The organism is Nocardia fodinahabitans, from assembly GCF_052983615.1.
The window spans coordinates 979,165-992,710 of the sequence record NZ_JBRJJC010000001.1; the positions used below are offsets into that span (position 1 = coordinate 979,165).

Genomic DNA, 13,546 nt, shown 5'->3' on the forward strand with positions numbered 1-13,546 from the left:
AGCACCCCTACCCGGCGCTGTGCCGCGGTTCGAGCCGGACCACGATGCCCTTCGAGGTGGGAGTGTTGCTGATGTCGGCCACGCTGTCGAGCGGGACCAGCACGTTCGTCTCCGGATAGTAGGCCGCCGCCGAGCCACGGCTGGCCGGATAGGCGACCACGACGAAGTTCTCCGCGCGCCGCTCGACCCCGTCGGTCCAGACGCTGACCAGGTCGACCACGTCCCGGTCGGCCAGGCCGAGCTCGGCCAGATCGTCCGGGTTGACCATCACCACCCGGCGCGCGTTGTGAATGCCCCGGTAGCGGTCGTTGTTCGCGTACGGGACGGTGTTCCACTGGTCGTGCGAGCGCAGCGACTGCAACAGCAGGTGACCGGGCGGGACGTCGAGGAAGGTGAAGTCGTTGCGGGTGAACTCCGCCTTCCCGCTGGCCGTGCGGTAGATGCCCTGGTTGACCGGGTTGATCAAGCGCAACCCACCGGGCTGGGAGACGCGCTCGGTGAAGTCCTCGAAGCCGGGTACCACCCGGGAGATGCGGTCGCGGACGGTGTCGTAGTCGGCTTCGAACTCGGCCCACGGGATCGACGGGGTGGTGCCGAGGGTGCGCTGGGCCAGCCGGGAGATGATGGCGACCTCGCTGAGCAGGTGCGGCGAGGCCGGGTCGAGGCGACCGCGCGAGGCGTGTACCTCGCTCATCGAGTCCTCCACCGTGACGAACTGTTCGCCGGTGGCCTGGATGTCGCGATCGCTGCGGCCCAGGGTCGGCAGGATCAACGCGGTCGCGCCGCACACCGTGTGCGAGCGGTTGAGTTTGGTGGAGATCTGCACGGTCAGCGCGCACTGTCGCAGGGCGGCCTCGGTCACCGCGCTGTCCGGTGTCGCCCGCGCGAAATTGCCCGCGACGCCGACGAATACCTTCGCCTGGCCGTCGCGCATGGCGCGGATCGCGGCGACCGAGTCCAGCCCGTGCGCGGTCGGCGGGGTGAAGCCGAACTCGGTGCCGAGCGCGTCGAGGAAGGTCTGCGGCATCCGTTCCCAGATGCCCATCGTGCGGTCGCCCTGAACGTTGCTGTGCCCGCGGACCGGGCACACGCCCGCCCCGGTGCGGCCGAGATTGCCGCGCAGCAGCAGGAAGTCGACGATCTCGCGGATCGTCGGCACCCCGTGCTTGTGCTGGGTCAGGCCCATCGCCCAGCACACGATGATCCGCCGGGAGCCGAGCACCGCCGCGTGCACCTCCTCGATGGCCGCCCGGGTCAGACCGGTCGCCTCGAGTGCCTCGTCCCAGCCGAGCTGCCTGGCGTGCGCGGCGAAATCGTCGAAGCCGCTGGTGTGTTCGCGAATGAACTCGTGGTCCAGGACGGTGCCGGGGGCGGCGTCCTCGGCCTCGAGCAGCAGCCGGTTCAAGGTCTGGAACAGGGCGAGGTCGCCGCCGGGCCGGATCTGCAGGAAGTGGTCGGCGATCGCGGTGCCGCGCCCGATCACCCCGCGCGGGACCTGCGGATTCTTGAAGCGGATCAGCCCGGCCTCGGGCAGCGGGTTGACCGCGACCACCTTCGCGCCGTTGCGCTTGGCCTCCTCCAGCGCCGAGAGCATCCGGGGATGGTTGGTGCCCGGGTTCTGGCCGACGACGAAGATCAGGTCGGCGGCGTAGATGTCCTCGAGTGACACGCTGCCCTTGCCGACGCCCAGGGTCTGGTTCAGCGCCGAACCGCTGGACTCGTGGCACATGTTGGAGCAGTCGGGCAGGTTGTTGGTGCCGTAGGCGCGGGCGAAGAGCTGCAGCAGGAAGGCGGCCTCGTTGTTGAGCCTGCCCGAGGTGTAGAACAGCGCCTCGTCCGGCGAGTCCAGGCCGCGCAGGGTGTCGGCGATCAGGTCGAGGGCGGCGTCCCAGCCGATCGGCTCGTAGTGGGCGGCGCCGGGTCGCTTGACCATCGGTTCGGTCAGCCTGCCCTGCTGGTTGAGCCAGTAGTCGGAGGTGGCGTCGAGTTCGTCGACGGTGTGGGTGGCGAAGAACTCGCGGGTGACCCGGCGGGTGGTCGCCTCGTCGCTGACGTGCTTGGCGCCGTTCTCGCAGTACTCGTTCTTGTGCCGGTGCTTCGGCTCCGGCCAGGCGCAGCCGGGGCAGTCGAAGCCCGCGGTCTGGTTGACGTTGAGCAGGGTGAGCGCGGTCCGCGCGGCCGAGGTCTGCGACAGCGAGTATTCGAGGGCGTGGACCACTCCGGGAACACCGGCCGCCCAGGTCTTGGGTGGCGTGACCGACAGGTCGTCGGTGGGGTCATCGATCGAGGTCATCACCGGCTTCTTCCCGTGCCGCGGCACTGCGATCGGACTGGATGACCTCAGGCTTCCCAGTTTCGTGGCGGTTGTCAACGCGGCGGTTCACACCCGGTTTCGCCCGCAGGGGTGAGGACGGACGAGCGCCGCGCTCGCACGCTGTCACCATGACGACACTTCCCGCCCCGACCCTCGCCGCCGTCGCCCAGCAGCTGACCGGCGGCGGCCGCGGCATTCTCGCCGCCGACGAGTCGATCAAGACCATGTCCGCGCGCCTGGAACAGGCGGGGATTCCCGCGAGCGCGACCGCCCGGCGCGACTATCGCGCCCTGCTGCTCACCGCCGACGGGCTGGCGGATCGGGTCAGCGGAATCATCCTGTGCGAGGAGACCTTCGGCCAGGAGCTCGCCGACGGCCGCGCCTTCCCCGCCGCGGCGCGCAAGCTGGACATCCTGCCCGGGATCAAGGTCGACACCGGTACCACCGCGCTGCCCGGGCAGGCGGGCGCGCTGGTCACCGAGGGACTCGACGGTCTCGGCGCCCGGCTGGCGTCCTTTGCCGAGCGCGGCGCCGCGTTCGCCAAGTGGCGGGCCGTATTCGACGTGCGGACGATCACGCCCTACGCCGCGCACGCCAACGGGCACGCGCTGGCGCGCTACGCCGCGCTGTGTCAGGAGCACGGCATCGTGCCGATCGTCGAGCCCGAGGTGCTGTGCACCGGCGATCACGACCTGGCCGCGTCCGCCCAGGCCACCCGGCTCGCCCTGCGGTCGGTGTTCGCCGCGCTCGACGCCGCCGGTGTCGACCTGACCGGCATCGTGCTCAAGCCGAACTTCGTGACACCGGGTCTGGACGCCGCGCCCGCGGCCACCGACGCGGTGGTGGCGGCGACCTTCGAGGTCCTGCGCGACACCGTGCCCAGCGCGATACCCGGCATCGCCTTCCTGTCCGGCGGCCAGCCGACCGAGCGGGTCTGCGACTACCTGCGCGCACTCAACGCCCGCGCCGACCGTCCGTGGTCGGTCACGTTCTCCTTCGGGCGGGCGCTGGTCAGCGCCGCGTTGCGAACCTGGGCCGGGGCGCCCGCCACGGTGCTCGACGCTCAGCGGGTGCTGCTGGCGAACTGCCGCAGCGCCGCCGACGCGACCCGCTGACTACCGGATCGGCAGTTCGACCAGCACGATCGTGCCCCGCCCGAGCAGCGACTCGACGCGCAGCGAGGCCGCGATGACGGCGCAGCGTTCGGCGATGGAGCTCAGCCCGAAGTGCTGGTCGTCGGCGGCGGCCCGCTCGGCCCGGCGCGCGGCGGGGTCGAAACCCGCGCCGTCGTCGGAACACCCGAGCACCACCGAATCGCCGACCCGGCGCAGCGACAGCACGATCCGGCTCGCGCCCGCGTGCTTGACCGCGTTCCCCAGCGCTTCCTGCGCGATCCGGTAGAGCGCGGCGGCCGCGTGATCGGGGATGTCGCCGACGGCGGCCGCCGGATCGACGAGGAACTCGATCGACGGGCCACCGCCGGTACTCGCGGTGCGGACCAGCGATTCGAGCGCGGCGACCAGCCCGAGGTCGTCGAGAACGAGGCTGTGCAGGCCGGAGATCGCCGCCCTGGTCTCGTGGTAGGCGTAATCGGCCAGGGTCCGGGCGCTGACCAGTTCGGCGCGCGCCCGCTCCAGCGCGCCCAGGCCGGACTCGTCGCCGGCGGCGACGTGGTCGGCGAGTTCGGAGACGGTCAGATCGGCCGCGGACAGGTGGAACGACATCGACGCGAGCGCGGTGGTCACCCCGTCGTGCAAGTCGAAGGCGATCCGGCGCCGCTCGGCCTCCTGCGCGGAGATCGCCTGTTCGACCAGGCGATCCCGTTCGGTGCGGTGCCGATTGACGGTGCGCCACAACCGGTGCGCGTGCAACGACAGGCCGAGCACGCCCGCGTAGCCTTCCGCACGCTCGAGGTCGGCCGGTCCGAACGGTGCGCCCGGATCCCGATGAGCGGCCAGGACGCCCACCACGGAATCGTCGATGCCGCGCAGCGGCAGGCACATCCGGGCGATGGTCTGCGCGGGCTCCAGGCGTAACAGGCTGCGGTGCACCGCATTACGCGGCGAATCCTGATCGAGCAGCACCGGCGTGCCGGTCCGGGCGACCAACCCCGTCACCCCGAACCCGACCTGCAGGGTCAGCGAACCCGCCGACGGGTGCGCCGGCCACAGGTCGGCCACGCCGAGGTCCTGCCCGTCGACCGCGTAGAGCAGTACTCCGTCGGCGGCGAGCAGCGGGGCCAGCTGCGCCGCCGTCGGCGCGACGCCGGTCACCGGAACAGCCCCTCCCGCAACGCGACCGCGATCGCCCCGCTCCGATCCGACACGCCCAGTTTGCGATACAGCCCGCGGATGTGGGTCTTCACCGTGTCCTCGCTGACCACGAGCTTGCCCGCCACCGCCCGGTTGGAGTGCCCGGAGACCAGCAGCCCCAGCACTTCCGACTCGCGCTGGGTCAGCCCGAGATGCGCGCCCGACCAGAACTGTCCCGCCTCGAGCCGGGCCGCGGCCAGTGCCACCCGACCGGCCAGGGCGGGATCGATGACGGTCTCGCCTTCCGCGGCCCGGAGCAGGTGGGCGACGAGTTCGCGCCCGTCCACGCGCTTGAGGATGTACCCGGACGCACCCGCGCGCAGCGCCTGGTAGAGGTAGTGCTCGTCGTCGTAGACGGTGAGCACCACGACCTTGGTGCCCGGAAACCGCTCGGTGATCTGCCGGCACAGATCCAGGCCGCTGGCCTTGCCGATGCGGACGTCGCACAGGACGATGGCGGGCCGGTGCTCGGCGATCAGGCGCAGCGCCGCGGTGTCGGTGGTCGACCGGCCGACGATCAGGACCTCGTCGGGGAAGTGGCCCAGCATCGCGTCGAGCCCGTGCAGGACCATCTCGTGATCGTCGACCAGCACCAGCCGTAACGGGGTCGGCGGCTCCGGCATACCGCCACAGTACGGCGGAAAAGAGCTGGGGTTCGGGGCAATCGGCGAGAAATCACCCGTCCGCCCACCCGTGTGGGGGAAGGCCGCGCGGCCCGGGTGCGGTCGGATGGACGGACCCGATCGAAAGGCGTCGCTATGCCGGAATCCACTGTTCATCGGCCGCTCGCCGGACCCGCCGTCGACACCGACCGACTCGCCGTCGACACCGTGCGCTTCCTCGCCGCCGACATGGTCGAGGCCGCGAACTCCGGGCATCCCGGGATGCCGATGGGGGCGGCGCCGATGGCGTGGACGCTGTGGAGCAGGCATCTGCGTCACGATCCGGCCGATCCCGCCTGGGCCGATCGGGACCGGTTCGTCCTGTCCGCCGGCCACGGTTCGGCGCTGTTGTACGGGCTGCTGCACCTGTTCGGCTACGACCTGCCCACCGCGGAGCTGCGCCGGTTCCGGCAGCTCGGGTCCCGCACGCCGGGTCATCCCGAGTACGGCGAGACGCCGGGCGTCGAATGCACGACCGGCCCGCTCGGGCAGGGGCTGGCGATGGCGGTCGGGATGGCGTTGGCGGAGCGCATGACCCACGCCCGCTACCCCGAGATCACCGATCATCGCACCTACGCGATCGTCGGCGACGGCTGCCTGATGGAGGGCGTCAGCCACGAAGCGGCCTCGTTGGCTGGGCAACTGCGGCTGGGCCGGTTGATCGTGCTGTGGGACGACAACGCCATCACCATCGACGGCGCCGTCGACCGGACCTGCGGCGACGACCAGCTCACGCGCTTCGCCGCCTACGGCTGGCACACCGAGGCGGTGACCGACGGCACCGACATCGCCGCGATCGACACGGCCCTCACCCGGGCGAAGGCCGATCCGCGCCCGAGCTTCCTCGCCGTCCGGACGGTGATCGGGCACGGTGCGCCCGACGTGGCCGGCACCGCGAAGGCGCACGGGTCGCCGCTGGGTGCCGACCGGCTGGCTCGGGCCAAAGAGCTCGCGGGGTGGGCATATCCGCCGTTCACGGTGCCCGAGCAGGTCGGCGCGACGTGCGCGGTGCTCACCGGGATCGGTGCCGAGGACCGGGCGGACTGGCTCGACCGGTACGCCGAATTCGCCGCTGCCGCACCGGATCGCGCCGACGAGTTCGCCCGCGCCGGTGGGCGGGTCCTGCCCGACGGTCTCGTCGACGCGCTGTCGGGGATCGTCGGGGACGCACCGCGAGCGACCCGCCAGTCCTCGCAGGCCTGCCTGGACGCGCTCGCGCCGATCCTGCCGGAACTGGTGGGCGGCTCGGCCGACCTCGCGGGATCGACCGGCACCGCGTTCGGTCCGGTGGTGAGCCGCGACGACTACGCGCGCACCGCGATCGCATTCGGTATCCGTGAGTTCGGCATGGCGGCCGTCCTCAACGGGATCAGCCTGCACGGCGGATTCCGGGTGTTCGGCAGCACGTTCCTGGTGTTCGCCGACTACCTGCGTCCCGCTCTGCGCCTGTCGGCGCTGATGGGTCAGCCCGTGATCTACGTGCTCACCCACGATTCCATCGCCGTCGGCGAGGACGGGCCGACCCACCAGCCCGTCGAACACCTCGAGTCGCTGCGCGTCATCCCCGGTCTCCAGGTGCTGCGCCCGGCCGACGATGCCGAGACCGCGCTCGCCTGGGAACTCGCGCTGACCCGCACCGACGGCCCGACCGCGCTGATCCTGTCCAGACAGTCGCTGCCGCAGCACGGCACCCACCGCCGAGCACCCCAACCCACTGTCACGCCCCGGCCCGCCGCGACCGACCTTCCCGGCGGCGAGGACCTCGTGTCCGCCCCGCGAGTCGTGTCCGCCCCGCAAGTGACGGCCGCCGGCAAGCCTGCGGACGCCGCCGTCGTCGGCTCCCCGCCCACTGCCGACGATGGCGAGGTCGCTGTCGCCGAGCCGCTGATCGGCGAGGAACACCGCACCGTCGAGCTCGTCGCCACCGGCTCGGAAGTCGCGCTGGCGGCGGCGGTCGCCGAGGAACTCCGCGCCGACGGCTATCCCGTGCGGGTGGTGTCGGTGCTGGATCGCACGCGCTACTCCCCTGATCCCTCGGCACTCACCGTCAGCATCGAGGCAGGCACGACGACAGCCTGGGCGGGCACGGTCGACCTGGCGATCGGCATCGACGAGTTCGGGCACAGCGGTCCCGGCGCCGAGGTCATGGCCCACCACGGCTTCACCGTGCCGTCGGTACTCGCCCGCGTCCGTGACCATCTGGGCAGCGCACGATGACTCGCCTGGACGCGGTGATCTTCGATGTCGACGGCACCCTGGTCGACAGCGAACGCGACGGCCACCGGGTGGCGTTCAACGCGGCCTTCGCCGAGGCCGGGCTCCCCGACCGCTGGGATGTCGACCGCTACGGCGAGCTGCTGAGGATCGCCGGTGGCACCCAGCGGATGGCCCACTGGTTCGAGTGCACCGGCCGATCACCCGATCAGGCCAGGGAGCTCGCGGAACGGCTGCACCCCAGCAAGACCCGGATCATGCGGCGCCTCGTCGAGGACGGACGGATCCAGCCGAGGCCGGGCGCCCGGGAGCTCATCGAGCAGCTGGCCGGGCGCGGTGTCGCCGTGCATGTGGCGACCACCGGAACGCGCGCCTGGGTGGAACCCTTGCTGCGCACTGCCTTCGGCGAAGTGTTCGACACCGTGGTCACCGGGACCGAAGTGCCCGACCTCAAACCGAGTCCGGCGGTGTACCTGGAGGTGTTGGCCCGCACGGGCTGCGCCCCTGAGCAGGTCGTCGCGGTGGAGGACTCCGCCAATGGCGTACTCGCCGCGACCGCCGCCCGGGTGCGCTGTGTCGCGGCGCAGAACGCCTACACCCGCTCGCATGATCTGTCGGCGGCGCTGCTGGTCGCGGACGGTCTGGACGACCCGGAACTCGTCAGCTGGTTCGACGCCCACCTGGCCACGGCACCGCCGCGCTCCCGGTAGCCGACGATACGTTCGACATCCTCGCGGGCAGTCGCGTTCGGGTTCGGGGATCAGCGAATCCCGAGTCGGCGAACTCCTCGATCGCCCGGCGCCGCACCGAGCCGAAATCTGCATCCAGCCGCAATCGTGGGGGAATTTTGCCGGACTGCGGTCCGTTTAGCAGAGGACCGGAGCAGACCGCATCCCGAAACGAGGTTCACATGGAACTGGGGCTGACCACCTTCGCCGAGCTGTACCCCACCGGCGACCGGCCCGCGCCGACCGCCGCCGAGCGGCTGCGCCAGGTCGTCGACGAAGCCGTCGCCACGGAGGCGGCGGGCCTGGATGTCTACGGCGTCGGCGAGCACCATCGCCGGGATTTCGCGGCGTCCTCGCCCGCTGTCGTCCTGGCCGCCGCGGCGGCGCGCACCGAGCGGATCCAGCTGACCAGCGCGGTGACCGTGCTCAGCTCCGACGACCCGGTCCGGGTGTACCAGGACTTCGCGACGCTGGACGGCCTGTCGAACGGCCGGGCCGAACTGATGGCCGGGCGCGGGTCGTTCACCGAGTCGTTCCCGCTGTTCGGCTACGACCTCGCCGATTACGACGACCTGTTCGAGGAGAAGCTGGCACTGCTGCTGCGACTACGCGAGGAAGAGCCGGTGACGTGGTCGGGCCGGTTCCGCGCGCCGCTGCGCGATGCGACCGTCTATCCGCGCACCGACGATCGGCCGCTGCCGGTATGGATCGCGGTGGGCGGCAGCCCGGAGTCGGTCATCCGGGCGGGCCTGCTCGGACTGCCACTGGCGATCGCGATCATCGGCGGTCAGCCGGCCAGGTTCGAGCCACTGGTCGAGCTCTACCACCGGGCACTCGCCGAGGGCGGACACGAGAAGCAGCCGGTGGCGGTGCACGCGCACGGCTATGTCGCCGACACCGACGAGCAGGCGGTGGCCGACTTCTACGCGCCGTACGCGCTGGCCATGTCGACGATCGGCCGCGAACGCGGCTGGGGCCCGATGACCCGCGAGCAGTTCGATGCCCTGCGCTCGCAGAGCGGTTCACTGTTCGTCGGCACGCCGGACTACGTGGCGGGCAAGATCGCCGAGGTCCGCGACACCCTCGGCCTCGACCGGTTCATGCTGCACACCAGCGTCGGCACGCTCCCGCCGGAGCAGGTGCTGCACAGCATCGATCTGCTCGGCACGAAGGTCGCCCCGCAGGTGCGCTGAACCTATTCGAGCGCCGCGTCCAGCTCGCCCCGGCGGGCGGCGCGGCGTTCCCGGCGCCGGCGCAGGTAGCGGCGGATGCGGCCGGCGCACGCGTAGACCACCCACAATCCGATCGCCAGCGAGACGGCGGCGATCACCGCGGCCAGCACCGGGAAGAACACAGCGAGGGTGATGACACCGCCGACGCCCAGGTCCTCGGCGGTACTCACCGCGATATTGGTGACCGGTTCCGGTGAGGTGTTGATCGCCATCCGGGTACCGGCTTTGACGATATGGCTGGCCAGCGCGGTGGTCCCGCCGACCGCCGCCGCGAACATCGTGGGCAGCGAGTCGTCCTGCCCCGCGATCAACGCCGCCACCACCGCCCCGGACGCGGGCCGCACCACGGTGTGCACGGCGTCCCAGAACGAATCCAGATAGGGGATCTTGTCGGCGACCGCCTCGATCGTGAACAGAACGGCGGCCGCGACCAGCACATCGGTGCGCTGGAGCCCGGGGGGCACGTCTTCGGCCCAGCCGATCCGCCCGAACACCCCGAGCAGGAACACCACCGCGTACGCGTTGATCCCGCTGGCCCAGCCCGCGGTGAAGATCAGAGGTAGCACCGACACCTGCTCAGCGTAGGCCCGCCTACCGACTCCGCACGTCAGCTCGACGACCGCGCTGACGTCCGCCCGGCCGGAACCGGCGTGCGCGACTTGCCGATCCGAGCGAGATCGAGCGACGGCGCCCAAAAACCTAGCAACGCTAGACACGCTAGCGGTCGAATGATACCGTTGCTTCAGTTTCTAGCGCTGCTAGATTTCACTAAGAGGGAGCCTCGAAATGCTCGTTGTCACCGGCCAGATCATCGCCGCCGTCGCCGTTCTCGCCAATGCCGTCGTCTACGGCACCGATGTCTGCGGGGCCGTGATCATGCGGTCCGTCTACCGCAAGCTCGACGACGCGACCGTGACCGTGAGCGCGGGATGGGGCCACTACTACGGCGACAAGCGCATGCCGATCGTCGGGGTGAGCGGCATCGTCACCGCGGCGCTCACGCTGTTGATCGCGCTGCTGGCCGGGCAGCTCGGCGCCGCGATCGCGGCGGGGATCACGGTGGCCGCGTTGCTGACCTGGCTCGCCCTCTACGTCCGCATCGCCAAGCCGATCAACACCCAGCAGACCGCCGCCGCGCTCACCGGCGTCATCCCGCCCGATGCCCGTGCGCTGCAGGACAAGTGGGACAGCATTCTGAAGTACCGGGTCCCCCTGCAGTTCATCGCCATCGCCGGACTGTGCGCCGCGCTGATCCTGTTCTGACACCACCCGATATCGATTCACCGAGGAGTACCCGACATGACCTTCACCATCAAGGAACAGCAGTTCCTCGCCGAGGCCGGGATCGGCCGCCTGGCCACCGCGTCCCCCGACGGCGTCGTACAGAACAACCCGACCAGCTATCGGGTGAACGCGGACGGCACGATCGACATCGGCGGCATGCGAATGCGCGCCAGTCGCAAGTACCGCAATGTCGAGGCGGGCAGCCGGGTCTCGTTCGTCGTCGACCAGCAGGTCTCCGTGGAGCCCTACGTGATCCGCGGCATCGAGGTCCGCGGCACCGCCGAGGCGCTCGACGACGAGGAGCCACCGTTCCCGCCCCAGGAACGCGCGATCATCCGCATCCGCCCCGAACGAGTCATCTCCTGGGGCATCGACGGCAGATCCTTCGATTTCACCAGCCGCGACGCCGAATAGCCGGGGCCTCGTCCACGGCGGCCCACCGCCCCGACCGCGGCGCGGTTAGCGTGGTGGGATGGCCAGCGCAGCATCCGCCCTCCGTCGTGAGCAGCTCCGTGATTTCCTGCGGTCGCGGCGGGAGCGGGTTGGGCCGACGGAAGTCGGCTTGCCTGCAGCGGGTCGCAGGCGCACCCCGGGATTGCGGCGCGAAGAGGTCGCGATGCTGGCGGGGGTGGGATTTCCGTTGCGCACTCCTGATCAGAAAATGGACTGCGCCGCCAACGCGCCGACCAATTAGGAACAGCACCGACACCATTTTCATCGAGGTCAAGCTCACCGTGGAGTTAAGGATAGAGAAACGGCCGCCTCATCTGGACCACCGACCAGGCCGAGTAGGTGGCTGCCTACCTCGTGCGCTCGCTCTCTCGTGTTGCTGGGCGGGATGGTGCGCAGCGGACACAGACCTTGCCCCCGCGGTCGCCGGAACGGGGTTCGTCGACGAAGTCGACAGCGGTGCGCTCGGCCCCACGGGTAGGGATGTGGATCACGCGAATCGAGAGATCTGCGCCTGAAGCCCACACGCGCACGACATCATGTCGCCCATGTCTTGGCCGAAGGAGACGCCTTCGATGGTCTAATCCGCAGGACTTCCGGCCGGAGTGGAACCACACCGTGGCGAGCCAGTGCTGGAACAACGACGAGGGTTGTGTCCGCGCGGACAGCCGGATGCTGGCGATGTACACCAGGGGTAGGCGCATGAAACAACCGCCTAGCGTGGTTCTCAAATACCTTGGGGGTCAGGCTCGTTGATTGTCGCGCGGACGACGGCGGTGTCCTATAGTGCTCACATGTGGTTGTATGCCGTATGGGGGTGCGTCGGCGCAGCCGTGAACTGCGGACTGGTGTTCTTGGAGGCCAGCAACCGAGCCAAGGGATGGCCCTGGGTACGTCCAGAGGGACCGGGCGGCGGCGTCTACGCCGTGTCCATCGTTATCCATCTTGCCGTCGCGACGGCAACATCGGTCGCCATTCTCAGTAGCGGCCTGATTGCAACCAGCGTTCTAGTTGCATTCGGAATCGGAACGGGAACTCCCGTTGTGGTCAAGAAGGTCAGCGGCTATGTGCAGTCGCTTCTTCCCGGCGAAGATAGCGGTGAAGGGCAACTATGAAGACCACCAGGCACGATCACTACAGCAGGCGACTCCTGGCTGCTTTGGCTGGTACGGCGCCCGCGTTTACTCGCGATTACACATCGGAGCACGCAGGCAGAGCGCGTCGCCTCTTAGCTGCGCTAGCCGGATCTACTGCGCCATTCTGGCGGAATCCAGGCGACCAGTACCGCGCCCATGGCATCAATTACAGGAAGATGCCGGGCGAATTTCCGATTTCAGGTTCTCCGATGCCTCCGAATCAGGTTGACTCGACAAGCCAACCCGAGGGCGGCAGATCGAAGCTGGATAACAGTGATTCCACCGAAAAGAGCGCGTCAGTCGACGACGCAACCCGAAGAATATGGTACACAGCCGAGATAACTCGCCGAGCTCCAGCTCTGCTAATACTGGCAATCGACCAGTCATCTTCGATGTCAGATCCGTGGCTTGCAACCGGTCAGTCGAAGTCCGAAGCAATGGCGGGTGCAGTGAACAGTCTCCTTGCGAAGGCCGTGATCTTATCTAGTCGTGGTGACGGCAAAGTAGCTAACTACTTCGAGGTGGGCGTCTTCGGTTACGGAGGCGGTGTTCGTCCAATCTTAGCGGGGAGCGACAGCGGCCATTTGATTATCCCAGTCGAGCAGTTAGCTCATAATCCACTGCGGGTTGACTCTGCCACTCTGCGTGTGCCGGACGACGGGGGCGGATTTCGACAAGTAAATTCGGCACACCCGGTGTGGGTGGAGCCGAAGGCGTACGGTGCTGCACCCATGGTGGGCGCTTTCTCCGCTTTGGAACCTGTCGTTGCCTCCTGGTGCGAAAGTCACCCTTCGAGCTTTCCGCCAATCGTGATAAACATTACTGGCGGAAAAAGCACCGACGGCGACCCACGTGAAGCTGGAAACCGTATTCGGAATCTCAGGACCGAGGATGGGCCTGCACTTCTGTTCAACGTCCACTTGTCAGGGGGGCGAAATCGTCCATTGTATTTCCCAAATTCCAATGCAGATATTTTCGATTCAGAAGCCGCCATTTTGTACGAACTGTCCAGCGAATTGCCAATGCCGATGAGAGAAGCTGCAGCTACCCTGGGCTATTCAGTCTCAGACGGTGCACGTGGATTTGTTTACAATTCAGACGAGCTGGCAGCGACTGATCTGCTTGAAATCGGAACCCGTTCAGTTACGCCCACCGGCCTGCATGAATTGGTCAGCTCCGGCCGTAGCGCTCAATTCTGAGGTAGGCGCCGGAAA

The 13,546-nt window shown here is 69.0% G+C and carries 12 protein-coding genes and 1 pseudogene; 9 read left to right on the forward strand and 4 right to left on the reverse strand.

What is annotated here, in order from left to right; genetic code table 11:
• Positions 1–7 precede the first annotated feature (7 nt).
• Positions 8–2,293: an FdhF/YdeP family oxidoreductase gene (locus NV348_RS04700; RefSeq protein ID WP_447145873.1), complete on the reverse strand. Its 2,286-nt coding sequence runs from the start codon at positions 2,291–2,293 to the stop codon at positions 8–10.
• A gap of 149 nt (positions 2,294–2,442) precedes the next feature.
• Here NV348_RS04700 and NV348_RS04705 point away from each other — a divergent pair, with 149 nt between their 5' ends.
• Complete coding sequence (locus tag NV348_RS04705) at positions 2,443–3,429, forward strand: class I fructose-bisphosphate aldolase (RefSeq protein ID WP_447145874.1); 987 nt, start codon at positions 2,443–2,445, stop codon at positions 3,427–3,429.
• Here the strand turns inward: NV348_RS04705 and NV348_RS04710 are convergent, their stop codons facing one another.
• Complete coding sequence (locus tag NV348_RS04710) at positions 3,430–4,587, reverse strand: GAF domain-containing sensor histidine kinase (protein WP_447145875.1); 1,158 nt, start codon at positions 4,585–4,587, stop codon at positions 3,430–3,432.
• Positions 4,584–5,249, reverse strand: coding sequence for a response regulator (locus NV348_RS04715; protein ID WP_447145876.1), 666 nt, complete (start codon positions 5,247–5,249; stop codon positions 4,584–4,586). Before NV348_RS04715 ends, NV348_RS04710 begins: the two co-directional genes overlap by 4 nt.
• A gap of 135 nt (positions 5,250–5,384) precedes the next feature.
• Between NV348_RS04715 and NV348_RS04720 the strand changes: the two genes are divergently transcribed.
• The 3 genes from NV348_RS04720 to NV348_RS04730 all read left to right on the forward strand — a co-directional run bounded on the left by NV348_RS04720 (position 5,385) and on the right by NV348_RS04730 (position 9,423).
• Complete coding sequence (locus NV348_RS04720; RefSeq protein ID WP_447145877.1) at positions 5,385–7,505, forward strand: transketolase family protein; 2,121 nt, start codon at positions 5,385–5,387, stop codon at positions 7,503–7,505.
• Positions 7,502–8,212, forward strand: a complete 711-nt coding sequence (locus tag NV348_RS04725; protein WP_447145878.1) for an HAD-IA family hydrolase — start codon at positions 7,502–7,504, stop codon at positions 8,210–8,212. Before NV348_RS04720 ends, NV348_RS04725 begins: the two co-directional genes overlap by 4 nt.
• 200 nt (positions 8,213–8,412) lie before the next feature.
• Positions 8,413–9,423 (forward strand): LLM class flavin-dependent oxidoreductase, encoded by a 1,011-nt coding sequence (locus NV348_RS04730; protein WP_447145879.1) that lies wholly within the window; start codon positions 8,413–8,415, stop codon positions 9,421–9,423.
• 2 nt (positions 9,424–9,425) lie between these two features.
• Here NV348_RS04730 and NV348_RS04735 read toward each other — a convergent pair whose 3' ends face one another.
• The gene (locus NV348_RS04735; protein ID WP_447145880.1) at positions 9,426–10,034 is read right to left on the reverse strand and encodes a DUF4126 domain-containing protein; all 609 of its coding nucleotides are present in this window, start codon (positions 10,032–10,034) and stop codon (positions 9,426–9,428) included.
• A 214-nt stretch (positions 10,035–10,248) separates the two neighbouring features.
• On the opposite strand from NV348_RS04735, the gene NV348_RS04740 reads away from it, so the two are divergent.
• The 5 genes and pseudogenes from NV348_RS04740 (at position 10,249) to NV348_RS04760 (ending at position 13,531) form a co-directional block, all read left to right on the forward strand.
• A complete protein-coding gene (locus NV348_RS04740) occupies positions 10,249–10,725 on the forward strand; it encodes a DUF1772 domain-containing protein (protein ID WP_447145881.1) in 477 nt (158 codons plus the stop codon).
• Positions 10,726–10,761: 36 nt separating this feature from the next.
• A complete protein-coding gene (locus NV348_RS04745; protein ID WP_447145882.1) occupies positions 10,762–11,160 on the forward strand; it encodes a PPOX class F420-dependent oxidoreductase in 399 nt (132 codons plus the stop codon).
• 58 nt (positions 11,161–11,218) lie between these two features.
• Positions 11,219–11,377: pseudogene (locus NV348_RS04750) on the forward strand (helix-turn-helix transcriptional regulator); the annotation flags it as partial.
• A 613-nt stretch (positions 11,378–11,990) separates the two neighbouring features.
• On the forward strand, positions 11,991–12,311 hold the full coding sequence (locus tag NV348_RS04755; RefSeq protein WP_447145883.1) for a hypothetical protein: 321 nt from the start codon (positions 11,991–11,993) through the stop codon (positions 12,309–12,311).
• Between the two features lie 413 nt (positions 12,312–12,724).
• On the forward strand, positions 12,725–13,531 hold the full coding sequence (locus NV348_RS04760) for a VWA domain-containing protein (RefSeq protein ID WP_447145884.1): 807 nt from the start codon (positions 12,725–12,727) through the stop codon (positions 13,529–13,531).
• Positions 13,532–13,546: the final 15 nt, after the last annotated feature.

What these genes read in the sequence shown, in the direction of transcription:
- NV348_RS04715 (WP_447145876.1), bottom strand. Translation starts at nt 5,249, where the DNA reads ATGCCGGAGCCGCCGACCCCGTTACGGCTGGTGCTGGTCGACGATCAC.
- NV348_RS04745 (WP_447145882.1), top strand. Translation starts at nt 10,762, where the DNA reads ATGACCTTCACCATCAAGGAACAGCAGTTCCTCGCCGAGGCCGGGATC.
- NV348_RS04705 (WP_447145874.1), top strand. Translation starts at nt 2,443, where the DNA reads ATGACGACACTTCCCGCCCCGACCCTCGCCGCCGTCGCCCAGCAGCTG.
- NV348_RS04725 (WP_447145878.1), top strand. Translation starts at nt 7,502, where the DNA reads ATGACTCGCCTGGACGCGGTGATCTTCGATGTCGACGGCACCCTGGTC.
- NV348_RS04760 (WP_447145884.1), top strand. Translation starts at nt 12,725, where the DNA reads ATGTCAGATCCGTGGCTTGCAACCGGTCAGTCGAAGTCCGAAGCAATG.
- NV348_RS04740 (WP_447145881.1), top strand. Translation starts at nt 10,249, where the DNA reads ATGCTCGTTGTCACCGGCCAGATCATCGCCGCCGTCGCCGTTCTCGCC.
- NV348_RS04755 (WP_447145883.1), top strand. Translation starts at nt 11,991, where the DNA reads ATGTGGTTGTATGCCGTATGGGGGTGCGTCGGCGCAGCCGTGAACTGC.
- NV348_RS04730 (WP_447145879.1), top strand. Translation starts at nt 8,413, where the DNA reads ATGGAACTGGGGCTGACCACCTTCGCCGAGCTGTACCCCACCGGCGAC.
- NV348_RS04700 (WP_447145873.1), bottom strand. Translation starts at nt 2,293, where the DNA reads ATGACCTCGATCGATGACCCCACCGACGACCTGTCGGTCACGCCACCC.
- NV348_RS04720 (WP_447145877.1), top strand. Translation starts at nt 5,385, where the DNA reads ATGCCGGAATCCACTGTTCATCGGCCGCTCGCCGGACCCGCCGTCGAC.